We start from the raw sequence: 25,357 nt of genomic DNA on the forward strand, positions 1-25,357 counted from the left end.
TTATGTTGCGTTCGTTACTGCAATTATTTGAGTCTCATGCGTCCACACAAGAACCTGAGCTTACCGTGGAACTTGCTACCGCTTCACTATTAAGTGAGATTATACGCGCAGATACAAACATCGAAGAGGCTGAGTTAGAAGCTTATAAGAAACAGCTTTATAGGCAATTTTCCCTTTCCCAAGAAGCCCTGGCGACCTTAGCGAAAGAAGGGCAGGCTTCTGCTGAGGAAGCGGTAGACCTGGTGCAATTTACCCAAGTCATTAATACGCATTGCGACAATCAGCAAAAACACACCATATTAAAAAGTTTGTGGGAAGTCGCCTATGCAGACAACGCGATTGCGCCTATTGAAGAACATACTATTCGTCGCATTGCAGACTTGCTTCACATACCCCATAGTCAATTTATTAAAACCAAATTGGCGGTTACCGATGGTGAAGTGTAAGTATAAATACGAATAACCCGAATCCCTCCTTATTGGGTTGACGAATATCAACCCAAACTTGCGATGAAACGGCTAAACATTCACCTTTTAATTTAAAATATGCTATAAACGTCGGCTTTATTTTACTTGTCAATTAGTCAATAGTTGGTATTTTTTAAGTTGCAGTAGCTTTTCTGACCCAAAACACGTTAAACGGGCAGAAAGATGAGGACGTTTAAGTGTTTAAGTCTATCAAAGGGCCTGTGGGTATTATCATCACAGTGTCGTTGTCTTTAATGGCGTTATTAGTTCTGTGGTTGGCAGTCAGCGAGCACAAAATCACCTATGTGGCGTCAGCGAAAGAGCATGCCAGCACTTATAGTGAAGCGGTGGCGACGATGATTCAGCCCCACATGACAGATGTAAACCTGCCTGAAGAATTTACCCAAACAATTGTTTCTCTGTTCAGCACCAATGACCATTTTATTGGGGCCCGTATTTATAACAGCGACGCTACACTCATAAAAGAACAAGCTGGGCGAGTAGGCCAACGGCTTATCGAGCCATTCTTTCAACAGGCTGACGTTCAGGCCTTACCAGAGGGCAGCTCGTACGATCAGCATGCAATTGCGGTAAGGCATACGATTGGGGAAGACATATACCCCGATGGGTATCTGGTTTTATTTTTTGATACCAAATCGTCGGTGTCTAGCGGTATTTCCTCATTACTTTGGCAAATCTTTCCGCTTGTTTTTGCATTTTGGTTGTTTTGCGTACTTTGCAGTTTGTATTGGATACACCGTTTACTAAAGCCGCTGACGAATTTAACGTCGTTTACGCACTCGGTCATCGAAACAAAAGACTATGCGCTTAGAAACCACCTAGTGGACAACAACGAAGTGGGAGCCCTTGGCGACAGCATTAACCGCTTGCTTGAAATGATTGAAGTAGAGCTACTTATTAATCATGAACAAAAACAAATATTAATTGAACAGCAAGACGAAATGTCTCGATTAGCGAATTATGACAGTTTAACCGGCTTACCCAATCGCCAGTTTGTACTTGATAACCTTAAACTAGAGTTAGCCAGAGCAAAGCGTAACAATGATGATTTAGCCTTGCTGTTTTTTGATTTAGATGGCTTTAAAGGCATTAACGATTCATTAGGTCATGAAACCGGCGATTTAATTCTTATTGAAGTGGCAGATAGGGTGAGCGACCTGGTTCGCGAAGGGGATCTTGTGGCGCGTTTAGGCGGCGATGAGTTTCTTATTTTACCTGACCGCGATGTGAGAGATGCCAGTATTGAAAGTTTAGCCTCTCGTCTTATTGCTGCATTTGAACAACCTTTCAACCTAAGAGGCTTGTCGCTGACGGTGGGGGTTAGTGTTGGTATCGCCAAAGCAGCAGATGCGCACTACAACTTAAGTGAGTTAATGAGTAATGCTGACCTAGCAATGTACCGTTCAAAGGCAAAAGGGCGGGGCAGTTTTACCGTATTTACCTTGGATATGGTGGCTTCCCATAAGCGGAAGTTGCATTTAGCGAACGCCATTGAGCAAAGCCTAAGCCAAAACGAGTTTGAGGTGTACTACCAAGTTAAGGTTAATAAGCACGCTGAGATAGTGGGCTTAGAAGCCTTGCTACGTTGGGAACACCCAGAATTCGGTATGGTAATGCCGAGTGAATTTATTCCAATTGCTGAACAAGGCGGAAAGATAAGTGCCATAACGCAATGGGTAATAGAGCGTGTTAGTGAAGATTTACCCCGTTTACGGCAGTGGCTAAATAAGCGGTTTCGGGTGTCCATTAATTTATCAGGGCATGATTTACGCAACAGCCATCTATTCGATAATATTTATACGGTGTTCCAATCGTATCAGGTTAATCCCGAATACGTAGAATTTGAAGTGACAGAGTCGGCCTATCTAGAAAACTTTGCGTTATCCAATAAGTTTTTTAAACGGATGAGTAATATGGGCTGTGCGATTGCGTTGGACGACTTTGGAACCGGCTATTCATCGTTAAGTTATCTTACGCAAATAAGTATAGATACATTAAAAATAGACAAGCAATTTATACGGGAATTGGAAACCTCTGAGCGCAGCCAACTGGTGACGGGGGCAATTATAGATTTAGCTAAACGGCTATCTTTGAGTGTATGTGCAGAGGGCATTGAAGGTCCGTTCCAGTGGCAATATCTCACCGTACACGGGTGTGATCAAATTCAAGGTTATATGTTCAGTAAACCTGTCCCCCTTTCTACTTTACTTGAAATGCCCGCCGCATTTGATGTTGCCGCTTTGGTGAATAAGCAATAGTGTTTGTGTTTCAGGCTCTCCCGATTTACACAACTATGGGTGAAAGTGTTACCAATAAGAGACATAGTGTTAAGCGTTAAACGGAAAGGTGGGCGTTAAGTTGTTATTATTTATGGTTTATTTTGCATTGGCGCGAAATTAGCTATGCTAATAATGAGTGACGCGCCAGGGGTTGAGTAAAAAGAAGAGCGCAATAAGGGATTTATAGATATGCAGCAATGCGGAGGATTCATGATGAAACGGCGAGAGAAAGTATTTTTATTGTTACTTACCATAGCAGCCCTTCAAGGGATTATGGTGGCAGAGGCAAACGCCACCGCCGCACAACGGTTAATGCAGCAATTAGACGTTAATAAAGACGGTGTCATATCACTGAAAGAAGCGGTACGTCATACTGAGCTTTTGCGTAACTTCGGATTAATTGACGACAACGAAGATGGCAAATTAACGGAAACTGAGTTGGCAAAAAGTAAACTCACCCCAGGCAGTACCGCTCCTAACAAAGCGGGGGATTAGTCCCGTAGGGCAGATGACCTTCCCGACACATTTTATCGGTAAGGTAATAATTTAGAAAGGATAAGGTTCTGATCGACAAATTCTCGTTTGGCGAACGTCTGGTTCAATTCGGTTCGCTACGCCAACTTACGTTAGGCAGCTTTGTACTGGCACTTATTCCACTCATTGCATTGCTTTGGCAAAGTCAAAGTGATCTAGCGAAAGTGGGGAAAATGACCACGTTAGAAACCCGTTATGTGGTAGACGTGGTCGGCGATATGCAGCGTTTGGATGGTGCGGTGACGGCACTAGAGCGTAGTATTCGTCAATTTACGGTGATTAGAAATGAAAAAGTCGCTGCGCTGTCTGATAACGCCCTCGACCAATTCGCAGTGGCGGCTGATAATTTATGCCAAGCACTGTCGGTTCCTGCCACTTGTGACCCGCTCTTCGAACAATTGTCTCAGCTATCAGACTATCGAAATATAGAAGATCAACTCTTACTAAATGCCTATTTAGCGTCGGTGTCCAGTAGCGTTACTGCGCTACGAGGGGAAGTTGAAAATGCCATTGCAAACCGCGTTAAAGTTCAGCAAGACGATTTAAACGCCATGCAAGCGAAGCAAGCGTGGTCAACAGCCATGCTGGTGAGTGTGTCTTTGTTGCTAATATTACTTGGCAGCCAACTTATTGTTAATCCAGTCAATAAATTAAAGCAGATTATTCGTATTGTGGCTCACCAAAAAGGGGACTTGCCCCCATTATCGCGCCACGCCCCCAGAGAGCTGATTGACGTTGAAAAAGATCTTCACTGGTTGCATGACAGGCTTCAGCAGCTAGAACACATCAGAACCGCATTACTGCGCCATGCAGCCCATGAGCTGAAGACGCCACTGGCCAGTATTAAAGAGGGGTGTAGTTTATTGTCTGAAAATGTGGTGGGTGAATTAAATAATGCTCAGCAGGAAGTGCTTTCGTTACTTACCGGCAGTACGCAACGCCTGAATACCTTGGTGGAAAAGCTATTAGACTACAACTTACTATTGCAACAAGCGCAACCCAAACACGTGCAAACGCAACCTAAAAAGCTGGTGGATGCCTGTTTGGAAGACTATGCACTGGCATTGCAAGAACGTGAAGTCATCGTGAATGTTGATGTAGATAGCGCATGGATTGATGAAGAATTATTTCGCCGAATTCTTGATAATTTGGTGTCCAATGCTGTGGCACATGGTGCATTGGGTAGACCCATCAACGTACATATTTATCAAGCGGGCAAGTTCACTGTATTAGACGTTGCCAACCGAGGCAAAAAAATTCCTCAGTCCTCGGTGGCTACCCTCTTTGAACCTTTCACACGAGGTGCGGAGCCTAGAAACGACAATGTTATTGGAACAGGACTAGGGTTGTCGATAGTTGCCGATTGTGCGCGCTTAATGCACGGCGATGTTAAGGTAGTTGATGTAGACTATGCCGATGTATGCTTTAGAGTGACAATTCCGCAACAGGAAAAATAAAATGAGAATAATAGTATTGATGCTGGCGATTGCGTTGACGTCAGCGTGTAGTGTCCTGTCAGAATCTAAAACGGCTGAGGTGACGCCGCAAGAAACACCCCCGACTCAGCCGCAAGTTGTTGAGCACAACGTTTGCTGGTTTACCCATGCGCCAGAAGGTTTCCCTGCGAATTGCGATGTCAGGTTTTGGGTGAATTTGTGGTTAGATGCTGACAGTACGCCGTGGAGTGAACGAAAAGAAGCCATCGCCCAATTAGGGAAAACCGAGGAAGACAAACTGCGTCAGTTTTTTCTCACCTTACCGACAGATACACCGTATCAGGATAAACTGCGTGCCCAGCTAGCGTTAGACGATATTACCGGTCAATTTACTGAACTGTCTAAAACCTTACTGTTAACCATTGCTGTTAAACCGAATAAACAGCAGATGGAACTAGAATCGGCCATGAGCGTATTGAGTAAAGAAAATGCGCACAATGCGCTGGCATTAAAAGCGTTACAAAAAGAACTAGACGCACAGCAGCGTAAATTAGAAGAATTATTACAAATAGAAGCAACACTGATGGACAAGAGCAGGAGTAATCAACAGTGAATGAGCCCAATATCGACAAGCCACAGCTACTGCTAGTAGATGATGATAAAAGCCTTTTGCGTCTATTAACCATTCGCCTTGAAGGAGAAGGTTATCAAGTGACCGCTGTTGAAGACGGGCAAAGTGCACTTAAAAAATTACAAAACGACAGTTATGACGTGGTACTCAGCGACCTTCGTATGCCTGGGTTAGACGGCCTTAGTTTATTTGAAGAAATCATGGGCATCAGAAAAGACATACCGGTTATTTTGATGACAGCCCACGGCACCATTGCCGATGCTGTTTCTGCCACGCAGCGCGGTGTGTTTGGCTTTCTACCTAAACCGGTTGATCATGACGAACTGCGTACGCTTTTGCAAAAAGCGTTGAGTCAGTCACAAGCGGCTCAGCCTGGGGATTGGGCGAAAGATATCATCACTCGCTCGCCAGATATGCTGAATGTACTTGACCAAGCCTATCGTATTGCACAGCGAGAAGTGTCTGTACTGATAAGCGGTGCTAGCGGCACAGGTAAAGAATTATTAGCCAATGCGATACACAAAGCGAGCAACCGAAACAATAAACCCTTTGTGGCCATTAACTGTGGCGCACTGCCGGAAAACTTGCTGGAATCTGAATTATTTGGTCATGCCAAAGGGGCATTTACAGGGGCGGTATCAGCTCATCCTGGTTTGTTCCGAGAGGCCGATGGGGGCACCTTATTTTTAGACGAAATTGGTGATATGCCAATGACGTTACAAGTGAAGCTATTGCGGGCCTTACAAGAACGTCAAATCCGGCCAGTTGGCAGCAGTAAACATGTCGATATTGACGTGCGTATTATCTCGGCCACGCACAAAGATTTACATAAAGAGATGGAAGAAGGTACTTTTCGGGAAGATTTATATTACCGACTAAACGTGGTGAATTTAAAGCTGCCTTCTCTTAAAGCGCGCAGTGAAGACATACCTCTGCTTGCACGTTCACTGCTTCAACAAAGTGCTCAGCGTCATGGGGTTAATGTTAGCCAATTCTCCGATGATGCGATGCAGCAGTTAGTCACATCGTCTTGGCCTGGGAACGTGCGTCAGCTGGTGAATGTGGTTGAACAATGTGTGGCGCTTACGCAAACGCCGGTTATTCCACTGCATTTGGTTGAGCAGGCGTTATCTGCCACCAAGCAAAGTTGGCCTACACTGACTGAAGCCAGAGACGCGTTTGAGCAACAGTATTTATTCAAGTTACTTAAAATGACTGATGGCAACGTGACTCGTGCCGCAGAGTTAGCCGGTAGAAATAGAACTGACATGCACAAGCTGATGAAGAAACACGAACTCGATGCGGCGGATTTTCGCTAACGGCTATCCACGCTGCATTAAAACAAGGCATCTTGTGTGGGGTTCACCTTTAGCGAAAGGTTAGGTAAAGGCGTTGTTGGGAAGGCGGTGTTATACATATCGATGAATAACTGCGCCAACCAAGGGGCGTCTTTATTGTCTGGACGATGACAGAACACGTAAGGCGTTTTCCCTTGGCAACGCCACTGATGCACTTTCGTTACCCAAGGTCGTAAGCAGCTTTCGTTGTCTACCTCGTTATTATTGCCGACAAAGCGCACAACTGGTTTATCGCCGGTTGCAATGACATTCACAGGCACTCGGGGTTTCTTTTCTCTTACCTCTTTTAATAGCGTGTCGTGACAAGGGCCGGTGAAAAGTGCCCGGGTATCCATCATGATGCGGTTCGCATTATTCCTAATTAGTAACTGGTTAAATGCCTTTTCTGCTTCACCCTTGGCAAAAAAATCAAGGTGCCTAACTTCCACACCTACGCTTATAGTGTCAGGCAGCATTGTCAAAAAGCGCTCGAGGTCATTGAGCTTTTGAGGGCCAAATTGGGAGGGGAGTTGCACCATCATTAGGCCCAGTTTGTTTTTTAACCCAGCCAACAGAGCTAACTGCGCTTGAACGTCTTCCTCGCAATGCTTCAATTGATGAACATGAGTGATGTTTTGACTAAATTTAAAGGTAAACGAAAAGTGCTCGGGTACAGAAGCAGCCCAGCGTTCTACCGCATCGGCATGAGGAAGCGAGTAAAAGGTGGTATTCCCTTCAACCGTATTACATTCTTGTGCGTATTGAACGAGCTGACTTTGCGCTTTTGGCAGGCCGGCAAACCAGGTTTGCGGCCAATGGCTATGCTGCCACATAGGCAAGCCGATAAAAACGGGAGGGAGGGAATGGGCGTTGTGCGTGATACCAGAAACCTCATTATTGCCAGAAGTGGGATAGTTTACATTTGTCATTGGGCTTTACGGCGCATTTGTTTATACTATGCGGCCTTTAAACTAATACATTGAGCAAGATGGTTACGCCGCGCAAATTTGAGCGCCATTGTAGAGCATTTCTAACGCGCTACAAAGCCAGTTAACCATAGTGTTAAGCAAGAAAAAATATCAGGGGTCAAGGACCATGCGCACAGATTACTGTGGGAATATCGATTCATCTTACATTGGACAAGAAGTCACGCTTTGTGGCTGGGTTAACAAGCGTCGCGACCTAGGTGGCGTTATCTTTATAGATCTTCGCGATCGCGAGGGCATTGTACAGGTTGTGTTCGACCCTGATTTACCTGATGTATTAGCGGTTGCCAATACGCTACGTAGTGAATTTTGCGTTAAGCTAACGGGGAAAGTTCGTGCACGTCCCGAAGGCCAAATGAATAAAGATATGCGCACGGGCGGAATTGAAATTCTAGGGACAGGCCTAGAGGTCATCAATAAAGCGGATGTGTTGCCTCTTGATTGGAATCAGGAAAATTCGGAAGAGCAACGTCTTCGTTATCGCTACCTTGACCTTCGTCGCCCTGTAATGAGCCAGCGCTTGCAATTTCGTGCCAAAGTTACTGGTGCTGTTCGTCGCTTCCTAGAAGAAGAAGGCTTTTTAGATATTGAAACACCTATTCTAACCAAAGCAACCCCTGAAGGTGCGCGGGATTATTTAGTTCCTAGTCGTACTCATAAAGGCGAGTTTTTTGCCCTGCCGCAATCTCCTCAGTTGTTTAAGCAACTGCTGATGATGTCGGGCATGGACCGTTACTATCAAATTGTAAAATGTTTCCGTGACGAAGATTTACGCGCCGATCGCCAGCCAGAATTTACTCAAATTGATATCGAAACCACGTTTTTAGATGCAGACGGTGTTATGTCTATCACTGAACGCATGATTCGTGATTTGTTTAGTAAAATGCTTGATGTTGATTTAGGTGACTTCCCGCGCATGACTTACGCCGAAGCCATGCAACGTTTTGGTAGCGACAAGCCTGATTTACGCAACCCATTAGAATTAACCGATGTGGCAGACCTGCTTGAATCCGTTGAATTTAAAGTGTTTAGCGGACCAGCAAAAGACCCGAAAGGCCGTGTAACTGCTATACGTGTCCCAGGCGGTGCGTCGCTGTCACGTAAGCAAATTGATGAATACACAAAGTTTGTGGGTATTTATGGTGCGAAAGGCTTAGCCTGGATTAAAGTCAATGAACTCGCACCAGGCCAAGAAGGTTTGCAATCGCCTATTCTTAAGTTCTTAAGCGAAGATATTACTGATGCCATTATTCAGCGCACAGGTGCGCAGGCTGGTGATATTCTGCTGTTCGGCGCAGATAATTATACCGTAGTGACTGAAGCCATGGGTGCGCTTCGCCTTAAGCTTGGCGAAGACTTCGACTTACTCGACGGTGACTGGAAGCCACTTTGGGTTGTAGACTTCCCAATGTTTGAAGAGTTTGATGGCCAGCTTCATGCTATCCACCATCCTTTCACTGCACCTCGTGGATTAACACCTGACGAGCTTAAAGCCAACCCCGTTGATGCATTGTCAGATGCTTACGACATGGTACTAAATGGAGTAGAGCTTGGTGGTGGTTCGGTACGTATTCACAATGAAGACATGCAGTCGGCTGTATTCAATATTCTTGGTATTGACGACGAAGAAGCGAAGAACAAGTTTGGTTTCTTACTGGATGCACTTCGTTTTGGTGCGCCACCACACGCAGGGCTTGCATTCGGGTTAGATCGCTTGGTTATGCTTATGACCGGGGCAACCTCTATTCGTGATGTGATGGCATTCCCTAAAACCACCACGGCAGCGTGCCCGCTAACGTCCGCCCCAAGCCCTGCTAATCCGCAGCAGCTTGAAGACTTAGCTATCGCCACGGTGAAGAAGCAATCTTAATTTATGGCCTATAAAAAGCCAGAATCAGCGCTGGTGGTGTTGTATGACCAACACCACCGAGTGCTATTGCTGCAGCGCAAAGACGATCCCACTTTCTGGCAATCGGTAACCGGTGCGTTGGAAGAAGGGGAGCTTCCCGCTGAAACGGCGCGTCGTGAAGTGGCAGAAGAAATTGGTATCGATGCCAATATTCACGGCTTTGTGTTGAATAACCATAACAAACAAAACAAATACGAAATACGTAACCGCTGGCGTCACCGCTATCCTCCAGGTACGGTATTTAATACCGAGCACGTATTCTCATTACAAATAGACAGCGCGCTTCCGCTCGTGCTTACTGAACATCTTCAGTATGAATGGGTGTCCAAAGAAGATGCATTAGCCCGTTTGTGGTCCCCCTCAAATAAAGAAGCGGTATCTTTGTTTGTACCGAGTGTGCCTTAATGGTTATACTGGGTATAGATCCAGGTTCTAGGATTACCGGTTACGGTTTAATTGCGCGAAAGCAAGGTAAATTGGTGTATGTAGCCAGCGGTTGTATTCGTGTTGGTACGGCAGAATTACCCGCGCGATTAGCGAATATTTATACTGGCATTAGTGACATTATTCGACAGTATTCGCCTGCGCAATTTGCAATTGAGCAAGTCTTTATGGCGAAAAACCCCGATTCAGCTTTAAAGTTGGGCCAAGCAAGAGGGGCAGCGATAGTGGCGGCAACGCAGGCAAGTTTGCCCGTGGCTGAATACAGTGCAAGGCAAATAAAGCAAGCTGTGGTAGGAAAGGGCAGTGCCGATAAAACACAGGTGCAACACATGGTGAAGCATCTATTGAATTTAAGTGGTACGCCACAAGCCGATGCGGCTGATGCCTTAGCGGTTGCCTTGTGTCATGCCAATACTGAACAAAGCCTTATTAATATGGCGGGGCAAGCACGTAAAACGGTACGTGGCCGACTACGGTAATCTGCTAGAACCAATCCTAACTTTCGCTTTTATAAAGCTAAGCAAAGAGACTTTTCATGATTGGACGAATTCGCGGTACGTTGGCTGAAAAACAGCCACCAGAAATTCTTGTTGATGTAGCCGGTGTTGGCTACGAAATTCATATGCCTATGACCAGCTTCTATCAACTTCCCGCAGTAGGCGACGAAGTGGTGGTGTATACCCATTTCGTGGTACGGGAAGACGCGCAGTTACTCTTTGGTTTCGCCGATAAGATGGAGCGAGGCTTGTTTCGCGAATTGATTAAAGCTAATGGTGTCGGTCCAAAACTAGGGCTTGCTATATTATCGGGTATGTCAGCATCGCAATTTCTTGCCAGTGTACAAAACGAAGATGTGTCAGCCTTAGTGAGCTTGCCCGGTATAGGTAAAAAAACTGCAGAACGTTTGGTGGTTGAACTTAAAGACAGATTAGCTAAGTTTGGTAAAGCACAAAGTATTGCAGTACCGCCACCGAGTAGCGATTTGTTATCTGCCAATACCTTTGTTGAAGTGAACGATACCCGTGAAGAAGCACAAAGCGCGCTTATTGCACTTGGCTACAAACCTGCGCAGGCGAGTAAGCTTGTCGACAGCGTGTATAGCGAAGGCATGGAAAGCGAAGCGCTTATTCGTGAAGCCCTCAAAGCGGCCATATAAATTACATTTAAATAAGCAGAGCAATCATGATAGAAGCCGACAGACTTATCACGCCGGATGCTAGCAGCGAAGATGAAGTTATCGACCGCGCCATTCGGCCAAAAATGTTGGACGATTATACCGGTCAGCCCCATGTGTGTGAGCAAATGGAAATCTTCATTCAAGCGGCACGCAATCGTGACGATGCCTTAGATCACCTGCTCATTTTTGGCCCGCCAGGATTGGGTAAAACCACGTTAGCCAATATTGTGGCTAACGAAATGGGCGTGAACATTAAAACCACCTCAGGCCCGGTACTTGAAAAGGCAGGTGATTTAGCGGCCTTGCTGACAAACCTAGAGCGTAACGACGTACTCTTTATCGACGAAATTCATCGATTAAGCCCCGTTGTGGAAGAAATACTTTATCCCGCCATGGAAGACTATCAACTGGATATTATGATTGGCGAAGGGCCTGCGGCTAGGTCAATTAAGCTGGATTTACCTCCGTTTACTCTCGTGGGCGCAACCACCCGTGCTGGCTCTCTAACATCACCGCTAAGAGACAGGTTTGGAATAGTACAGCGTCTGGAATTTTATTCCGTTAAAGATCTCACCAGCATAGTCGCACGAAGCGCAAGTTATTTGAATTTATCCATGAGTGAAGAAGGCGCTCAGGAAGTCGCCTGTCGCTCAAGAGGTACGCCTCGTATCGCAAACCGCTTACTTCGACGGGTGCGAGATTATGCTGAAATTAAAGCCGATGGCACGGTGGGCGCTGAGATAGCGGCTAAAGCTCTCGATATGCTGGATGTGGATAAAGAAGGCTTTGATTACATGGATCGTAAATTGCTAACTGCCATTATAGAGAAGTTTGACGGTGGGCCTGTAGGGTTGGATAACTTGGCCGCCGCCATCGGTGAGGAAAAAGAAACCATCGAAGACGTCATTGAACCGTTTCTTATTCAGCAGGGGTTTTTACAACGCACTCCCAGAGGCCGAATAGTATCGCAACGAGCCTATCTTCATTTTGGTTTTACACCTTCAAATTAAGCCTTTTCTAATGGCAGTGTTAAAGCACTGCCATGTTTTATTCAAAACAAAGGATTGAAAGCAAAAAAAAGCCCGCTCATTTGAGCGGGCGAAAACAACAAGTGTTGAAGGAAATAAATCCAGGGAACTCATGTCTTACAAGAGAAAAACTCTAGCGTAACCGTGCTTGCCACCATTACGCTCTGTACGACTGATGCTGCGTATTATAGGTAAGCGCAGAATTCTTACAATTGAGTAAAATTGTTTTAATTCATTAGAATATCTAATGTGTTATTTGTATGTTAATCGTGCGTCAAAAAATGATTTAAAGTGGCGTTTATAGTAGGATGTGGCGGTGAAATTTAGCGATGAGTTGCCGTTGGGTTGTGCGTTATTTTTGTATATATAGATTAATTTTATTGACGGTAAAGGAATAGTTATGCATCGACATCAGGTGAGGGTGTATTACGAGGATACCGATGCAGGTGGTATTGTGTACTACGCCAATTATTTAAAGTTTATGGAGAGAGCCCGTACAGAGTGGTTACGTAGCTTAGGCTTCGAGCAAGACACATTAATGGAACAATCGGTCGCTTTTGTCGTCAAACGCGTTGAAATGCATAATTATGCGCCTGCTCGGTTTAATGAGTTGTTGAGTATTGATTCTCAGGTTGTAGAATTAAAAGGCGCTAGCATGACGTTTAAACAAACCATTAAAAATAAACAAGAAACGATATTGGTCACCGCCGAGGTGCTCGTTGCTTGTGTTAATCTGGACTCAATGAAGCCCAGACGTTTACCACGTACATTATTAGGGGAAATTTCGCGTGTCATCTGATCTTACTTTTATCGGACTTTTTCTACAGGCCAGCTTTATCGTTCAACTGGTCATGCTGCTTTTATTGAGTGTATCCATTGCCTCTTGGACATTTATATTTCAAAGAAGTAGAGCGTTATCAGGAGCACGAGAAGAAATGCGCCAGTTTGAAGACAAGTTTTGGTCAGGAGCAGATTTAAACCGTCTTTATCAAGAACTTTCTGCGCGAAACAACCTGACTGGCATGGGCAGCATCTTTTGTGCGGGTTTTAAAGAATTTGTCCGTTTGAGGAAGTCGAACACCAGCACAAATGGTGTGGTTGATGGTACCTATCGTGCTATGAGGGTTACCATGTCGCGCCAAGTAGAAGAATTAGAGAGTCGACTGCCTTTTCTCGCCACCGCAGGGTCCATTAGCCCGTATATTGGCCTTTTCGGAACCGTATGGGGAATTATGAATGCCTTTATCGCGCTAGGTGAAGTGCAACAAGCCACCTTGGCAATGGTCGCGCCAGGTATTGCTGAAGCTTTGATTGCCACAGCGATTGGTTTATTCGCGGCAATTCCTGCTGTTATTGCATACAACCGCTTTAGCCATCAGGTTGAGAAGTTAGAGAATAACTATGGCAATTTCATGGAAGAGTTTTCTGCCATATTGCACCGCCAAGCCATGGCGTCGCAAGCACAACAACCACAAGCCTAAGCTAACTTCACACACGAGCGAGGACTTGTTATGTACGTGAGAAAACGCAGAAGACCGGTTTCAGAAATAAACGTAGTGCCTTACATCGATGTTATGTTGGTACTACTCATTATTTTTATGGTGACCGCACCATTAATATCACAAGGGGTAAAGGTAGATCTTCCTAAAGCAAGTGCCAACCCTATTGAGCAAGAAGACAATCCCCCCATTATTGCGTCGGTAGACGTGAAAGGCCGCTATTATTTAAATGTTGGTGATGACCAAGAAACCCCTATCGACAAAGACGAACTTGCAGCAATAGTGCAAGCGCAGCTTCAAAAAGATGAAAACACGCCAGTGGTAGTGAAGGGAGATGGTCAGGTTGCGTACAACGAAGTGATTCAATTAATGGTGCTATTGCAAAGTGCGGGTGTACCCTCAGTTGGGTTAATGACAGATCCTGTAGAGCCGGAGTAGGGTAACCCTTTTATGACAGCATCATCTGTTGCCATTTATAAATCCCTAGGGCTGCACACGGTAGTGGCGGCCCTGTTGCTAATTAGCGTCAGTTTTTCGCCAGATCCCTTACCTAGTCTTCCTTCAAATGCACCGTTAATTGAAGCAACGTTTATAGATGCACAAAAAATTGCCGATACTAAGCGTGCCCAAGCTCAAGCAGAAGCGCAAGCGCGTGCCAAAGAAGCAGAGCGCCAGCGTAAAGCACAAGAAGCCGCAGCTCAAAAGCGCCAGCAGGCGCTAGCCGCTAAGCGTGCGAAGGCAGAACGGGAAGCAAAAGCGGCAGAAGCGAAGCGGCAAAAAGAATTAGAGCGATTAGCCGCGCAAAAAGAGAAAGAACGCAAAGAAAGAGAGGCCCGCGAGAAGGCGGAAGCCTTACAAAAAGAAAAAGACGCGAAAGAAAAAGCGGAAATGGAAAGAATAATGCAAGAGCAGTTAGCACAGGAGCAAGCGGCGCAGCAAGCTAGACGTCGCAAGCAGGTGCTCACTGAGGTAGAGAGGTACACCGCGCTTATTCAACAGACTATTAAGCGTAACCTCTATTATGACGATAGTTTTGAAGGGAAGGTGTGCCGGCTAAATATAAAGTTGGCGACCACAGGGTTCGTCACCAGTATTCGTGTACTTGGCGGTAATGATGCCTTATGTCGCGCCGCCGAGAGTGCCGTCAGGCGAGCAGAAGAGCTACCAGTGTCAACTGCGCCAGATGTGTACGAACAGCTAAAAGATATCAACTTAAAAGTGGAACTGTAGTGAAATGAAAATACGAGGTTTATGGATAGCAGCCATTGCAATGGTGTTTAGTGCTAAGGTGTTCGCTACCTTGGAAATAGTCATCACAGAAGGGATGAACAGTGCTCGGCCCATTGGGGTTGTTCCTTTTAAGTGGAAAGGGCAAGGGGCACTACCCGGTGAAATCTCAGAAGTGGTGATGGCCGATTTAATGCGCAGCGGTAAATTTAATCCGGTGTCCACCAATGACATGCCACAGTACCCTGAAACGGCAGAAGATGTTGATTATAGTGCTTGGGCCACAATGGGGGTGGATACCGTGCTTGTGGGCAGTATTGATGAGCAGGGCGCAAACAAGTATGTGGTGTCTTACCAGCTTATCGATGTGCTGAAAGGGCAATTAGATGGTGGGCAAGCTCAAGTGCTTAAAAACGGTGAGCTAGTCACCAGCAATAGCCATGTTATTGTTGCACGCCAGGCGGTAATTGATGGTCAAGATTTCCGTCAGTATGCACATAGAATTAGTGATGTCGTATATGAAAAACTGACAGGAGTACGCGGCGCATTCCTTACACGCATTGCTTATGTCATAGTACGGGACAGAGATACGCACAAAAAGCCGTATCAACTTGTTATTGCCGATTATGATGGGGAAAACGAAACGCGCTTACTTTCGTCTCCTGAGCCGTTGATGTCGCCAGTATGGTCGCCGGATGGTGAAAAATTGGCTTACGTTAGCTTTGAAAATCGTCGCCCGCAGATATTTATACAGGATATTTACACGAGTGAGCGTACCCGCGTTACCGATTTTCCTGGTATAAATAGTAGCCCGGCGTTTTCGCCAGATGGCAAGCAACTTGCTATGGTGTTGTCGAAAGATGGAAACCCAGAGATCTATATCATGGATCTTGCGACAAAAAACTTGCGTAGAATTACACGTAATCGTGCGATTGATACTGAGCCTGCCTGGCTGCCAGATGGTAGTGGGTTAATTTTTAGCTCGGAACGGGGTGGTAAACCCCAGATTTATAGCGTAAATTTAGATTCTAAGAAGGTAAGACGCGTTACCTTCGTTGGTGAGCAAAACCTCGGAGGTACAATTACCCCTGACGGAAAGCAAATGGTGGTGGTCAATCAGACCAATGGGAACTACCATATTGCTAAGCAACCGTTAGACGGTAGTTCACCTCAAGTGCTGACAAGAACCTATTTGGACGAGTCGCCGAGTATTGCACCCAATGGCAGTATGATTATATACAGCACCCTACACGAGGGTACACAAGTGTTATCGCTTGTTTCTCTTGATGGGCGTTTTAAAGCTAGGTTACCAGCAGCCGATGGGCAGGTAAAAGCACCAAGTTGGTCACCATTTTTGTTCTAAACACTGATACAGTAAACAATAAAATTTAAGGATTAGTAGGATGCAAATGAATAAAGTAATGAAAAGCTTCATTATCGCTTTGCCAGTGGTGACAATGATGGCCTGTTCTTCAGGTCCTAGCGAAGAAGAATTAGCCGCTGAGCGTAACCGTTTAGCACAAGAACAAGCCGCCGCTGAAGCAGAAGCCCGTGAAGCAGAAGCTGAGCGTGTGCAAGCAGAAGCTGCACAGCGTTTGAAGCGTCAAGAAGAAATGGTTCAGCAAGAAATGGAAGCGCTGAAGAACGAACAAACAGTTTACTTCGACTTCGACAGTTCAGGTATTAAACCTGAGTTCCAACGTTTGCTTGATAAGCACGCGGCATTCTTGGTGAAAAATCCAGGTACGAAAGTGACAATTGAAGGTCACACTGACAGCCGTGGTACCCCTGAGTACAACATTGCGCTTGGCGAGCGTCGTGCCCAGTCAGTTGAAACTTACCTAATGAATGCTGGCGTAAGCAGCAGCCAAATTTCAGTGGTTTCTTATGGTGAAGAAAAGCCAGCGGTAATGGGTTCTACTGAATATGCATTCGCACAGAACCGTCGCGGAGTGGTTGTTTACCGATAATGGCTTATCCCTCTTTAAGACAACTTAAATTAGGCGTCACCTTTGGTGCCGCCTTTGTCGTCTCCAGTTACGCAAGCGCGCAAGCACCCGTATACGATGCTAACGGCGGTAACGATCTCGAGCAGCGCATAGCAGTATTAGAACGGATCGTAAAAAGCCGCACTGAAATGCAGCACCGTTTGCAAGCTCAGCTAGACAATATGCAAAATGAAGTTGATGAACTTCGTGGTGCGGTAGAAGTGAATACCAACGAGCTGGAAAAAGTGTTAGAGCGCCAACGGGAGCTGTATCTAGAAATAGATAAGCGGGTAGAAGCGCTTAAGCAAAATGGCGTCACAAGCTCCACAGGTAACGCCGTTACGTCGTCGGTAAGCGCATCAGGAGCCACGCCAAGCCAAGCGCTACAGCAAGGTACCCAGCAGGGTGAGGAAGACGCCTACAACAGCGCTGTGAACCTTATTCTTAAGTCACGGGAATACGACAAAGCTATTCCTGCGTTTCAATCGTTCATAGAACGCTTTCCTAATAGTGAATATGCGCCGAATTCGCACTATTGGCTTGGGCAATTGTTGTTTAATAAGCAGCAATGGGCAGAAGCCAGTGAGCAGTTTAATACTGTCGTGACGCGCTTTACTGATTCTAGTAAGCGGGCAGACGCGTTATTAAAGCTAGGTGTCATTGCTGAACGCACGGGTAATATTAATCAAGCGAAACAGCTATTTCAGCAAGTTGTCGATGAGTATCCAAACTCCTCGGCCACGCGATTAGCATCATCGAGATTAAACAACCTTTAAATAAAAACCTCTCATTTGAGAGGTTTTTTTTAATCTAGCCTAAGAAAATTTGTGTACTCATACTAAGTACTTAGGTTTGAACAAACTTTTTGCCTATGAGTAGGACAGAAGTGTACAAAAAGTAACGTCTCGATTCATCCCAAACTCAACGTTATCTTTGCCGTAAAGGAAGAATAAACGAACGATTTGTACTGATTTTGACCGCTTGGAAGGTTTTTGACAGAAAAATGAAAATAAAAAGGGGTTTTGGGTTGCGTCAGAAAAAAATCTGAGTATTATATGCCGCCGTTGCCAAGACACAGGCAACGGTAGGAAAGAAGGGTCGTTAGCTCAGTTGGTAGAGCAGTTGACTTTTAATCAATTGGTCGCTGGTTCGAATCCAGCACGACCCACCACTTCTTCTCCTAGCTCAAAATGATGGGTCGTTAGCTCAGTTGGTAGAGCAGTTGACTTTTAATCAATTGGTCGCTGGTTCGAATCCAGCACGACCCACCATCATTTCAAAGCAAAGCAACCAGTTCAAGCCCATAAAAAGCTTGTGGTTCGGTTCAAAAGAACACGAACAGTTGTTGTGTCACTTGATGGGTCGTTAGCTCAGTTGGTAGAGCAGTTGACTTTTAATCAATTGGTCGCTGGTTCGAATCCAGCACGACCCACCATCAAGTGCGTATTTATTCCCTCCCATGCTTTGTCAAAAAATACTCTGTTAAACGTTAATGCTAGTCATACAGATGATCAATCGTCGCATAGGGATGTTAACCCCGCTGTACGCTTTATATTCAATTTTTTAGAATAAAACCATTGAAAAAAACATCATTGTACTTATCTAAGTAGTGTGTAATTTTTATGACAGTTGGGTATAATCCACGCCCTTGTCGCAACAGAGATGTAGGTCAATGTCAGTAGCTTTTCGTGTGGAACAGGTAGAGTATCCGTTTCCAGCTAAACCACAGCCATTATCAGATGCCCGTAAGGCAGCACTTAAAGCTGAGATTAAGTCTTTGCTTAAAGCGCGCAATGCCGTATTAGTGGCACACTATTACACCGACCATGAAATTCAGGCCCTAGCCGAGGAAACCGGTGGGTGTGTAGCAGACTCGTTAGAGATGGCGCGTTTTGGACGCGATGCACAAGAGCAAACCTTAATCGTGGCTGGCGTACGCTTCATGGGTGAAACCGCTAAAATTCTCAGCCCTGAAAAAACAGTACTGATGCCAACCCTAGAAGCAACGTGCTCCTTAGACATTGGCTGCCCGGTAGAAGAGTTCAGTGCTTTTTGCGATCAACATCCTGATCATACCGTCGTGGTATATGCAAATACATCGGCAGCAGTAAAAGCGCGTGCCGACTGGGTAGTCACATCTAGTATTGCGTTAGAAATTGTTGAGCACCTAGACAGCGAAGGCAAAAAGATAATTTGGGGCCCGGATCGTCATTTAGGCTCTTACATTGCGAAACAAACGGGTGCCGACATGCTTATGTGGCAAGGCGAGTGCATTGTGCACGATGAGTTTTCAGCGCAAAAGCTGGCAGACATGAAAGCCCTGTATCCAGATGCCGCTATCTTAGTTCACCCTGAATCGCCAGCCAGTGTGGTTGATATGGCCGATGCCGTCGGCTCTACCAGCCAATTAATTGCAGCGTCACAAACCATGGACAACGATACCTTCATTGTGGCAACTGATAAGGGTATTTTCTACAAGATGCAGCAACTTACGCCTAACAAGACCTTTATTGAGGCTCCAACAGGCGGTAACGGCGCTACATGTAAAAGTTGTGCTCACTGCCCTTGGATGGCAATGAACGGCTTAGAAGCGATTAAGGCCTCGTTAACAGAAGGCGCGAGTGGCCACGAAATTTTTGTAGACGACAGTTTACGAGAACGCGCCCTTATCCCACTCGATCGCATGTTGGCATTTTCCGCCGATTTAAAAGCAAAGCAGGGTTTGTAAACTCAAGCGTTCATTAAATGGGCAGTTGTTCGATTTTTTTAAGCTACGTCTTGATTAACTAGCCCGCTTTACCTACTATACGCGCGCTGCAACATTGCAACACAGAGTTACATGTTTTGCTCAATGCAAAACAAGACAATTTGGAGAGGTGGCTGAGTGGCTGAAGGCGCACGCCTGGAAAGTGTGTTTAGGGTTAAACCTAACGAGGGTTCGAATCCCTCTCTCTCCGCCAAATTCGAAGAACCGGCTTTGCGCCGGTTTTTTTGTGCTCGTAATAAATATACTCACTATATGTCATGTGGCGATTACTTTTTCATGCTCCGCCTTCATTGCTACACACGTTTTCCGTGTATATTATTTCCATAATAAGTAGGTTTTACTGAGCACAGAAATATTGGGGTCAATGCTGCTAGATTTTAAACGTAAATCTACCCATCTCCTTTCTTACTTTTCTTTATTTTTCAACAGCTAATTACAATATCTTGCCATTTATAGTGTGCCTAGTTAAACGGTTGTTCTTTTCTACCCTTCGGCATGAGTCATGCAGGCTGAGAAGGTGAGTGATACAAATGATGACGTGTATTTCATTAAGGAGGAGCAATTATGTCGAAGCAAGACCAATACACGATGACCGATCCACGTACTCAGTACGATAGCGAGCATACCCACTATAACAGTGACCAACCTGACCCCGCTTTGGATAAAAAATTAGACCCATCGGCAGATCACGGAGAAACCACATATCGTGGGAGTGAGCGACTGAAAGGACGCAAAGCGCTGGTGACTGGCGGTGATTCAGGCATTGGACGTGCAGTGGCTATAGCCTTTGCCCGAGAAGGCGCAGATGTCGTGATTAATTACCTTCCTTCTGAAAAAGTGGACGGGGAGTCGACATTAGAAATATTGAAAGAAGCGGGTGTTAGCGCGAAAGGTATCGCCGGCGATATCAAAGAAGAAGACTTTTGTGTTTCTCTGGTTGATGAAGCGAAGGGCTTCTTAGATGGGTTAGATATTGTTGTGAACAATGCCGGTAAACAACAGTTTGTGGAAGATATCGAAAACTTAACCACAGAGCAGTTTAGAACCACATTCGAAACCAATGTATTTGCTATGTTTTGGATCACTAAAGCTGCTGCGAAATATATGCCTCCCGGTGGCAGTATCATCAATTCCACGTCGATTCAAAGCTATCAACCATCCCCAGGCTTACTAGACTACGCTTCAACCAAAGGGGCCATTACCTCATTCACGAAATCCTGCGCGAAAATGCTGATTGAAAAGGGCATTAGGGTTAATGGCGTTGCGCCAGGTCCCATATGGACACCCATTCAGCAAAGCGGTGGACAAGCGCCAGGCAAACTCCCCAATTTCGGTGAAAACACGCCAATAGGTCGCGTTGGGCAGCCTGCAGAACTCGCGCCTGCATACGTGTATTTGGCTTCACAAGAATCTAGTTATGTCACTGCAGAAATCTTAGGGGTTACAGGGGGCAAACACCTCCCTTAGCCTACGACTCTAGTTGATAAACGAGAATTAAAAAAAGGGCGATGAATATCGCCCTTTTTTCTGATTTGCATTGTCGAACTACGACTCTATTGCATGGAAACAGAGGCAGTCCCAGTTAACACTATTGCTATTGTCGCTCTGCTGCATCAGAAAACCATTGCTTATGGCGCTTCTCATCAGCCCAGTGTCTTTCGATTATGACGCGTTCTGCAACAGAGAAGTCTTCGTGATCTAATGCCTTTTCATAGGCTTTTGTCGTTACCTCTTCATTAACTACCATGGCTTTTAAGACAGCTTTGTCGTTAATAAGGCCTGCAATGACAACTTTCCCTTTAGTCAGTACTTTCTTAAAATCTGCGTCAGTTACCTTATCTTCACCCCGTTGCGTCAACATATTGTTAAGCGCGTCGATGTGAGACTTGTGATCGTCTCTAAATGTAGCGATGGTTTCCTTCAAAGTAGGATCCTCAATTCGCTCGAGCGAGGCCTCATAGGCCGCTAAGGCATCAAAATCTAAATGACATAGTTCCGACAACACTTTTGAAGTTGAAGACATGATGTTCTCCTTGACATGCCAATTAAAATAATTTGTACGAGCAAATTCACAAAGAGATTAACTATTTTTTATATTCAAGCATTGGCCAGTGGGCTGACGCTGTCTGCTAACACCAAGTAAAGCATAAAAAAATGGGGTCAGAGTACTTTTTCGATTAAACGTTGGTGCGTTTAGAAATGTACTCTGACCCCATTAATTCAATGGCCTCAAAATGTACTCTGACCCCATTAAATGAAAAGGTTTCGCTGCTTGTTTTTCTTAATTACTTTATAATTCTCTTTATAAAGGAGAATAGAAAGTGAATGAATATGCGCGGTATTTTAATGGCTACCCTTCGAACCTTGTTGAACAAGCGCTTCAGCTTATTGCGGATAAAAAGCTAAATAATTACCTCGTTAAAAAATACCCGAATGCGCATAATGTGACGACTGATAAGCTGCTTTATCGTTACGCCACCGACTTGAAAAAACAGTATTTAAAGAATGCGCCCCCGTTTGGGCGCGCTGCATTTAAAAAGCAGGGGGATATGATAACCAACGCGTTGGGTACGCATACCTATCGTATGCATGGCAAAACTCGTAAGCACGATTTAGCCATTAACAGCGATTTACTTCACGCCCCAGAGCCATTATTAAAAGCGCTTGTGGTACATGAACTGGCGCATTTTAAAGAAAAGGACCACAACAAAGCGTTTTACCAACTTTGCTGCTACATGGAGCCTAATTACCATCAACTAGAGTTGGATTTACGATTGTTTTGTGTTGCCGTCGCAATGGACGAAAATCCATACACGTAATTGTTTAGCGATAACCGGGGCAAAAATAATGGGGTCAGAGTACTTTTTCGATTAAACGTTGGTGCGTTTAGAAATGTACTCTGACCCCTTTTTTACGTGGTGGCGAAGTCATTTGGCTTATTTTTAAAAGCCTACAATCTTCTCTCTTCCCGCAGTGACAAGTTCGCCGTCTATTTCATCATCGAACGAGAACGAATAAATGATCCAGTCATTCACGGGGCGATAGAACATAAACTCTAGTCTCACTGGTTGTCGTTCATAAAGCACCATATAGCTTACATATACTAGCCTGTCGGCCACCTCGTGCTCGCCTAACTTAACTTTGCCGTGGTAATCACCCACTAAGCTATTTAAATTCTGAAGTTGTATTTTTACATTGTGTATATCATCAGACTTTTGGTCCATCCACTTGTTGGTGGAATAAATGGCGTCTACGGCTTCATTAAATTTCCCTGCTTCATACAGCGAAAAAAACGTTTCTATTTCATCCTCAAAAGCGAATGAGGAGTGACTAAAACTCAGCAACAGCAATGCTAAAACTCGAATTCTCATCATAAGTGTCCTTGTTTTTAGGGGGATGTACAAAGTCCCATCCCTTCGATTAGGGTTGGTTTTCGTTTTGGTTGGGAATATCGTTACATACTTGGCAGGCAATGTTTTTGCGAAAATTATATGCACGGCGTGCGGCAAAAATGGAGAGTGAAATGACTGTCCAAATGACACCGAATTCCACAGAGTAACCGAGAGTTTGGCCTTTTAAGTACTGAACTCCAGCCAATAAAACGAAAATAATTGGAAAGGCGATACCGTATTGAGCGGCCCATTTTTTTATTGGCATTGGTTGTTCCTGTTACCCACTGTCTCGTCCATAAAAAGCGTGCTTGCATCGGTGGACACCGGAATTGAATTTGCGGCCCACATACTGAGATTAGAATAGCGCTTCTGGTTTAATATTTATACTAGAAAAATGCTACTCTGTGGACAAAATTCACTTATGAACTCTTAATGTTATCGCTAAATAAGGGCAATTTTTATGAAGGCCGTGCTGTTCGACCATGATGGGACGTTAATTAATTCTGAAGCCATCCATTTTGATTTGTGGCAACGCTTTTTATCACACTACGGCGTCAGCATAACCAGCGATTATTACAATGAACAAATGGCTGGTGTATCGGTGCGTGAAAATGCCCCTGACATTATCAAAGCATTCAATTTACCCCTTACGCCACAAGCGCTGTTTGAAGGTCGTAGAGCCCTGACTTTAGATTATTTAAGCACACAAGCGTTCCCGCTTATGCCCGGCGCAAAAGAGGTGCTGTGGCAGTGTTATCAGCAGGGCATACGGGTCGCTATCGTTACCGGCGGGGCCAGGGCTTCAGTAGAGCGCACGCTCAAAGACTATGGGCTATCAAAGTGGGTAGAATGCGTTGTATCTTCGGATGATGTAGCGACAGGAAAGCCGGCGCCAGATTGCTACCTTAAGGCGCTTCGCCTCATGGATCTTAGCGCAAACGAGGCTGTGGCCGTTGAAGATACCGGTTTTGGTGTAGCGTCAGCGGTAGCGGCCGGAGTGGCGTGTGTGGCTATTCCTACCCCTTTATCGTCCCACCACGACTTTTCTGCCGCTCGCGCACAATATGCCTGTTTACTCGACTGGTTTAACCAAGAAATTGGACAGTCATAAAAAATTGGCTGTTAAATGAACCTAAATCCGCTACTGTCAGCGTCACTTCATCTATTGGCTACTGTGCTAGCGCTTGGTTGTTCTGCTGCTGGGCGCGCGCCGTGGCCCTGCTACTCACCATGGCGGTTAATTCATCCGTAGACGACGCAGTGCGCTTTTGAGATAGCGGTTTTGTATACTGATTAAGGTAGCTTAATCCTGCTTTGACGCCTAAATTGTAATCGAAGCGTAAATCGCCATCGGTGCTGCCAAGTAGTTTGCTTTGCAACTTTTCTGGCGCGAAAATTTGAACGATCTCCACGTCTTTAGGTGGGTTAGCCAAGAACGCCAATTCTCGTTGGTATGCCTGCTCATGCTGCAGTAAAAAATCGATGGTTTTAGGGCAGTGGCCAGAGACGCACACTAGGGCGCTCACTTTTGCTAACCATGCTGATTGCGCTTGAAATTTCTCATCCACCGTACGTATAACGACAATCTTGCGCGCGCCGCGCTTGTACGCTTCAGTCACCGGCAAAGGCGCCGCTAACCCACCGTCTAAATAAAAGTCAGTATTCGGTTTTTGCGTGTCTGAACACCCTTCGGTCACTAGGGGCACACCTTGCTTATATAAATAGGGAAGGGCACTGGAGGCCTTTATCACCTCTAACCAATGGTTTGCCTTGGCTAGTGGGTTGAAATAGTAGGCTTTTCGATTACGCGCATTGGTTGCGGTAAACAGTACTTCTCTTTGTTTGGCATTGTCTTCAGCAGTGGCAAAATCTAACCGTCGGTTAGCTTCTTTGGTTTTGTCGAAGTACCAATCTAAGTCAACAATGTGTCTGCCTAGTAGGCTTCTTCCCACGTGGAAAAAGCGCTTGTGGCGAGACAAGCCGCGAATAAGGCGTTTAGCGTAGCCTTTCTGACGTGACAAAAAGCTGGTTAGGTTTTGAGAACCGGCCGATGTACCTATAAGTATGTCAAAAGGGTCGTATTGATGAGACAACCATGCATCTAATACGCCTGCTGTGAAAATACCGCGCTGACCACCCCCTTCTGCAATGAGCGCGGTTTTGACTGTATTTTCATTGGCGGCTATCTGTGTTGAAAGCTGCCTTGTAGACGTAGATGTTAACTGCACGAATTTT

27 protein-coding genes and 4 tRNA genes are annotated in these 25,357 nt (G+C 45.3%); 26 read left to right on the plus strand and 5 right to left on the minus strand.

The window, feature by feature from the left end:
• Nucleotides 1–2: 2 nt before the first annotated feature.
• From EP13_RS06500 to EP13_RS06525, 6 genes are all read left to right on the plus strand, one after another.
• Nucleotides 3–446: a tellurite resistance TerB family protein gene (locus EP13_RS06500; protein ID WP_044056590.1), complete on the plus strand. Its 444-nt coding sequence runs from the start codon at nucleotides 3–5 to the stop codon at nucleotides 444–446.
• 218 nt (nucleotides 447–664) lie between these two features.
• Entirely contained in the window at nucleotides 665–2,746 is a 2,082-nt protein-coding gene (locus EP13_RS06505) for a putative bifunctional diguanylate cyclase/phosphodiesterase (protein WP_044056591.1), read from the plus strand.
• A 231-nt stretch (nucleotides 2,747–2,977) separates the two neighbouring features.
• The gene (locus EP13_RS06510) at nucleotides 2,978–3,262 is read left to right on the plus strand and encodes an EF-hand domain-containing protein (protein ID WP_231401149.1); all 285 of its coding nucleotides are present in this window, start codon (nucleotides 2,978–2,980) and stop codon (nucleotides 3,260–3,262) included.
• Nucleotides 3,263–3,360: 98 nt separating this feature from the next.
• Complete coding sequence (locus EP13_RS06515) at nucleotides 3,361–4,758, plus strand: sensor histidine kinase (RefSeq protein ID WP_044056593.1); 1,398 nt, start codon at nucleotides 3,361–3,363, stop codon at nucleotides 4,756–4,758.
• A gap of 1 nt (nucleotide 4,759) precedes the next feature.
• Entirely contained in the window at nucleotides 4,760–5,350 is a 591-nt protein-coding gene (locus EP13_RS06520) for a hypothetical protein (protein WP_044056594.1), read from the plus strand.
• Nucleotides 5,347–6,687, plus strand: a complete 1,341-nt coding sequence (locus tag EP13_RS06525) for a sigma 54-interacting transcriptional regulator (RefSeq protein WP_044056595.1) — start codon at nucleotides 5,347–5,349, stop codon at nucleotides 6,685–6,687. The genes EP13_RS06520 and EP13_RS06525 overlap by 4 nt, the downstream gene beginning before the upstream one ends.
• 17 nt (nucleotides 6,688–6,704) lie before the next feature.
• Here EP13_RS06525 and EP13_RS06530 read toward each other — a convergent pair whose 3' ends face one another.
• Nucleotides 6,705–7,634 carry a DUF72 domain-containing protein gene (locus EP13_RS06530; RefSeq protein WP_231497933.1) on the minus strand — a complete coding sequence of 310 codons (930 nt, stop codon included), beginning with the start codon at nucleotides 7,632–7,634 and terminating at the stop codon, nucleotides 6,705–6,707.
• A 166-nt stretch (nucleotides 7,635–7,800) separates the two neighbouring features.
• On the opposite strand from EP13_RS06530, the gene aspS reads away from it, so the two are divergent.
• The 18 genes from aspS to EP13_RS06620 all read left to right on the plus strand — a co-directional run bounded on the left by aspS (nucleotide 7,801) and on the right by EP13_RS06620 (nucleotide 21,197).
• The gene (gene aspS / locus EP13_RS06535; RefSeq protein ID WP_044056596.1) at nucleotides 7,801–9,561 is read left to right on the plus strand and encodes an aspartate--tRNA ligase; all 1,761 of its coding nucleotides are present in this window, start codon (nucleotides 7,801–7,803) and stop codon (nucleotides 9,559–9,561) included.
• Nucleotides 9,562–9,564: 3 nt separating this feature from the next.
• On the plus strand, nucleotides 9,565–10,005 hold the full coding sequence (gene nudB / locus EP13_RS06540) for a dihydroneopterin triphosphate diphosphatase (protein ID WP_044056597.1): 441 nt from the start codon (nucleotides 9,565–9,567) through the stop codon (nucleotides 10,003–10,005).
• The gene (gene ruvC, locus EP13_RS06545; protein WP_044056598.1) at nucleotides 10,005–10,523 is read left to right on the plus strand and encodes a crossover junction endodeoxyribonuclease RuvC; all 519 of its coding nucleotides are present in this window, start codon (nucleotides 10,005–10,007) and stop codon (nucleotides 10,521–10,523) included. The genes nudB and ruvC overlap by 1 nt, the downstream gene beginning before the upstream one ends.
• A gap of 56 nt (nucleotides 10,524–10,579) precedes the next feature.
• Nucleotides 10,580–11,200 (plus strand): Holliday junction branch migration protein RuvA, encoded by a 621-nt coding sequence (gene ruvA / locus EP13_RS06550; RefSeq protein WP_044056600.1) that lies wholly within the window; start codon nucleotides 10,580–10,582, stop codon nucleotides 11,198–11,200.
• A gap of 26 nt (nucleotides 11,201–11,226) precedes the next feature.
• Complete coding sequence (gene ruvB, locus EP13_RS06555; protein WP_044056601.1) at nucleotides 11,227–12,231, plus strand: Holliday junction branch migration DNA helicase RuvB; 1,005 nt, start codon at nucleotides 11,227–11,229, stop codon at nucleotides 12,229–12,231.
• Nucleotides 12,232–12,649: 418 nt separating this feature from the next.
• A complete protein-coding gene (gene ybgC, locus EP13_RS06560) occupies nucleotides 12,650–13,048 on the plus strand; it encodes a tol-pal system-associated acyl-CoA thioesterase (protein WP_044056603.1) in 399 nt (132 codons plus the stop codon).
• Nucleotides 13,038–13,730, plus strand: a complete 693-nt coding sequence (tolQ, locus tag EP13_RS06565) for a protein TolQ (RefSeq protein ID WP_044056605.1) — start codon at nucleotides 13,038–13,040, stop codon at nucleotides 13,728–13,730. The genes ybgC and tolQ overlap by 11 nt, the downstream gene beginning before the upstream one ends.
• Before the next feature lie 30 nt (nucleotides 13,731–13,760).
• Nucleotides 13,761–14,186: a protein TolR gene (tolR, locus tag EP13_RS06570; protein WP_044056606.1), complete on the plus strand. Its 426-nt coding sequence runs from the start codon at nucleotides 13,761–13,763 to the stop codon at nucleotides 14,184–14,186.
• A gap of 12 nt (nucleotides 14,187–14,198) precedes the next feature.
• The gene (gene tolA / locus EP13_RS06575; protein WP_044056608.1) at nucleotides 14,199–14,978 is read left to right on the plus strand and encodes a cell envelope integrity protein TolA; all 780 of its coding nucleotides are present in this window, start codon (nucleotides 14,199–14,201) and stop codon (nucleotides 14,976–14,978) included.
• Between the two features lie 4 nt (nucleotides 14,979–14,982).
• A complete protein-coding gene (tolB, locus tag EP13_RS06580) occupies nucleotides 14,983–16,338 on the plus strand; it encodes a Tol-Pal system beta propeller repeat protein TolB (protein ID WP_044056610.1) in 1,356 nt (451 codons plus the stop codon).
• A gap of 40 nt (nucleotides 16,339–16,378) precedes the next feature.
• Nucleotides 16,379–16,945 (plus strand): peptidoglycan-associated lipoprotein Pal, encoded by a 567-nt coding sequence (gene pal / locus EP13_RS06585; protein ID WP_044056611.1) that lies wholly within the window; start codon nucleotides 16,379–16,381, stop codon nucleotides 16,943–16,945.
• Nucleotides 16,945–17,739, plus strand: a complete 795-nt coding sequence (gene ybgF / locus EP13_RS06590; protein ID WP_044056613.1) for a tol-pal system protein YbgF — start codon at nucleotides 16,945–16,947, stop codon at nucleotides 17,737–17,739. Before pal ends, ybgF begins: the two co-directional genes overlap by 1 nt.
• A gap of 319 nt (nucleotides 17,740–18,058) precedes the next feature.
• Nucleotides 18,059–18,134, plus strand: a tRNA-Lys gene (locus EP13_RS06595).
• Nucleotides 18,135–18,158: 24 nt separating this feature from the next.
• Nucleotides 18,159–18,234, plus strand: a tRNA-Lys gene (locus tag EP13_RS06600).
• Nucleotides 18,235–18,322: 88 nt separating this feature from the next.
• Nucleotides 18,323–18,398 (plus strand) — tRNA-Lys (locus EP13_RS06605).
• Between the two features lie 237 nt (nucleotides 18,399–18,635).
• Entirely contained in the window at nucleotides 18,636–19,691 is a 1,056-nt protein-coding gene (gene nadA / locus EP13_RS06610; RefSeq protein WP_044056614.1) for a quinolinate synthase NadA, read from the plus strand.
• Nucleotides 19,692–19,833: 142 nt separating this feature from the next.
• Nucleotides 19,834–19,923, plus strand: a tRNA-Ser gene (locus EP13_RS06615).
• Between the two features lie 371 nt (nucleotides 19,924–20,294).
• Nucleotides 20,295–21,197: an SDR family oxidoreductase gene (locus tag EP13_RS06620; RefSeq protein ID WP_044056616.1), complete on the plus strand. Its 903-nt coding sequence runs from the start codon at nucleotides 20,295–20,297 to the stop codon at nucleotides 21,195–21,197.
• A gap of 127 nt (nucleotides 21,198–21,324) precedes the next feature.
• Here EP13_RS06620 and EP13_RS06625 read toward each other — a convergent pair whose 3' ends face one another.
• Entirely contained in the window at nucleotides 21,325–21,753 is a 429-nt protein-coding gene (locus EP13_RS06625) for a ferritin-like domain-containing protein (protein WP_044056617.1), read from the minus strand.
• Between the two features lie 298 nt (nucleotides 21,754–22,051).
• Here EP13_RS06625 and EP13_RS06630 point away from each other — a divergent pair, with 298 nt between their 5' ends.
• Nucleotides 22,052–22,549, plus strand: a complete 498-nt coding sequence (locus EP13_RS06630; RefSeq protein WP_044056618.1) for a M48 metallopeptidase family protein — start codon at nucleotides 22,052–22,054, stop codon at nucleotides 22,547–22,549.
• 123 nt (nucleotides 22,550–22,672) lie between these two features.
• Here EP13_RS06630 and EP13_RS06635 read toward each other — a convergent pair whose 3' ends face one another.
• Both EP13_RS06635 and EP13_RS06640 read right to left on the minus strand, forming a co-directional pair.
• Nucleotides 22,673–23,104 carry a hypothetical protein gene (locus EP13_RS06635; protein ID WP_156026736.1) on the minus strand — a complete coding sequence of 144 codons (432 nt, stop codon included), beginning with the start codon at nucleotides 23,102–23,104 and terminating at the stop codon, nucleotides 22,673–22,675.
• A gap of 46 nt (nucleotides 23,105–23,150) precedes the next feature.
• The gene (locus tag EP13_RS06640) at nucleotides 23,151–23,387 is read right to left on the minus strand and encodes a hypothetical protein (protein ID WP_044056620.1); all 237 of its coding nucleotides are present in this window, start codon (nucleotides 23,385–23,387) and stop codon (nucleotides 23,151–23,153) included.
• Between the two features lie 195 nt (nucleotides 23,388–23,582).
• Here EP13_RS06640 and EP13_RS06645 point away from each other — a divergent pair, with 195 nt between their 5' ends.
• Nucleotides 23,583–24,233, plus strand: coding sequence for an HAD family hydrolase (locus EP13_RS06645; protein ID WP_044056621.1), 651 nt, complete (start codon nucleotides 23,583–23,585; stop codon nucleotides 24,231–24,233).
• Nucleotides 24,234–24,291: 58 nt separating this feature from the next.
• On the opposite strand, the gene EP13_RS06650 is transcribed toward EP13_RS06645, so the two are convergent.
• Nucleotides 24,292–25,350 carry a patatin-like phospholipase family protein gene (locus EP13_RS06650; protein ID WP_081869461.1) on the minus strand — a complete coding sequence of 353 codons (1,059 nt, stop codon included), beginning with the start codon at nucleotides 25,348–25,350 and terminating at the stop codon, nucleotides 24,292–24,294.
• Nucleotides 25,351–25,357 lie beyond the last annotated feature (7 nt).

The sequence above is a fragment of the Alteromonas australica genome (assembly GCF_000730385.1).
Taxonomy (GTDB): domain Bacteria; phylum Pseudomonadota; class Gammaproteobacteria; order Enterobacterales; family Alteromonadaceae; genus Alteromonas; species Alteromonas australica.

Bases quoted from the DNA above. Each gene is read 5' to 3' on its own strand.
- tolA (WP_044056608.1), top strand. From the start codon at position 14,199: ATGACAGCATCATCTGTTGCCATTTATAAATCCCTAGGGCTGCACACG.
- EP13_RS06645 (WP_044056621.1), top strand. From the start codon at position 23,583: ATGAAGGCCGTGCTGTTCGACCATGATGGGACGTTAATTAATTCTGAA.
- nadA (WP_044056614.1), top strand. From the start codon at position 18,636: ATGTCAGTAGCTTTTCGTGTGGAACAGGTAGAGTATCCGTTTCCAGCT.
- EP13_RS06625 (WP_044056617.1), bottom strand. From the start codon at position 21,753: ATGTCTTCAACTTCAAAAGTGTTGTCGGAACTATGTCATTTAGATTTT.
- EP13_RS06500 (WP_044056590.1), top strand. From the start codon at position 3: ATGTTGCGTTCGTTACTGCAATTATTTGAGTCTCATGCGTCCACACAA.
- nudB (WP_044056597.1), top strand. From the start codon at position 9,565: ATGGCCTATAAAAAGCCAGAATCAGCGCTGGTGGTGTTGTATGACCAA.
- EP13_RS06520 (WP_044056594.1), top strand. From the start codon at position 4,760: ATGAGAATAATAGTATTGATGCTGGCGATTGCGTTGACGTCAGCGTGT.
- EP13_RS06640 (WP_044056620.1), bottom strand. From the start codon at position 23,387: ATGCCAATAAAAAAATGGGCCGCTCAATACGGTATCGCCTTTCCAATT.
- EP13_RS06530 (WP_231497933.1), bottom strand. From the start codon at position 7,634: ATGACAAATGTAAACTATCCCACTTCTGGCAATAATGAGGTTTCTGGT.
- ruvA (WP_044056600.1), top strand. From the start codon at position 10,580: ATGATTGGACGAATTCGCGGTACGTTGGCTGAAAAACAGCCACCAGAA.
- EP13_RS06635 (WP_156026736.1), bottom strand. From the start codon at position 23,104: ATGATGAGAATTCGAGTTTTAGCATTGCTGTTGCTGAGTTTTAGTCAC.
- ruvB (WP_044056601.1), top strand. From the start codon at position 11,227: ATGATAGAAGCCGACAGACTTATCACGCCGGATGCTAGCAGCGAAGAT.
- tolR (WP_044056606.1), top strand. From the start codon at position 13,761: ATGTACGTGAGAAAACGCAGAAGACCGGTTTCAGAAATAAACGTAGTG.
- EP13_RS06620 (WP_044056616.1), top strand. From the start codon at position 20,295: ATGTCGAAGCAAGACCAATACACGATGACCGATCCACGTACTCAGTAC.
- pal (WP_044056611.1), top strand. From the start codon at position 16,379: ATGCAAATGAATAAAGTAATGAAAAGCTTCATTATCGCTTTGCCAGTG.
- tolB (WP_044056610.1), top strand. From the start codon at position 14,983: ATGAAAATACGAGGTTTATGGATAGCAGCCATTGCAATGGTGTTTAGT.
- aspS (WP_044056596.1), top strand. From the start codon at position 7,801: ATGCGCACAGATTACTGTGGGAATATCGATTCATCTTACATTGGACAA.
- ruvC (WP_044056598.1), top strand. From the start codon at position 10,005: ATGGTTATACTGGGTATAGATCCAGGTTCTAGGATTACCGGTTACGGT.
- EP13_RS06510 (WP_231401149.1), top strand. From the start codon at position 2,978: ATGATGAAACGGCGAGAGAAAGTATTTTTATTGTTACTTACCATAGCA.
- ybgF (WP_044056613.1), top strand. From the start codon at position 16,945: ATGGCTTATCCCTCTTTAAGACAACTTAAATTAGGCGTCACCTTTGGT.
- ybgC (WP_044056603.1), top strand. From the start codon at position 12,650: ATGCATCGACATCAGGTGAGGGTGTATTACGAGGATACCGATGCAGGT.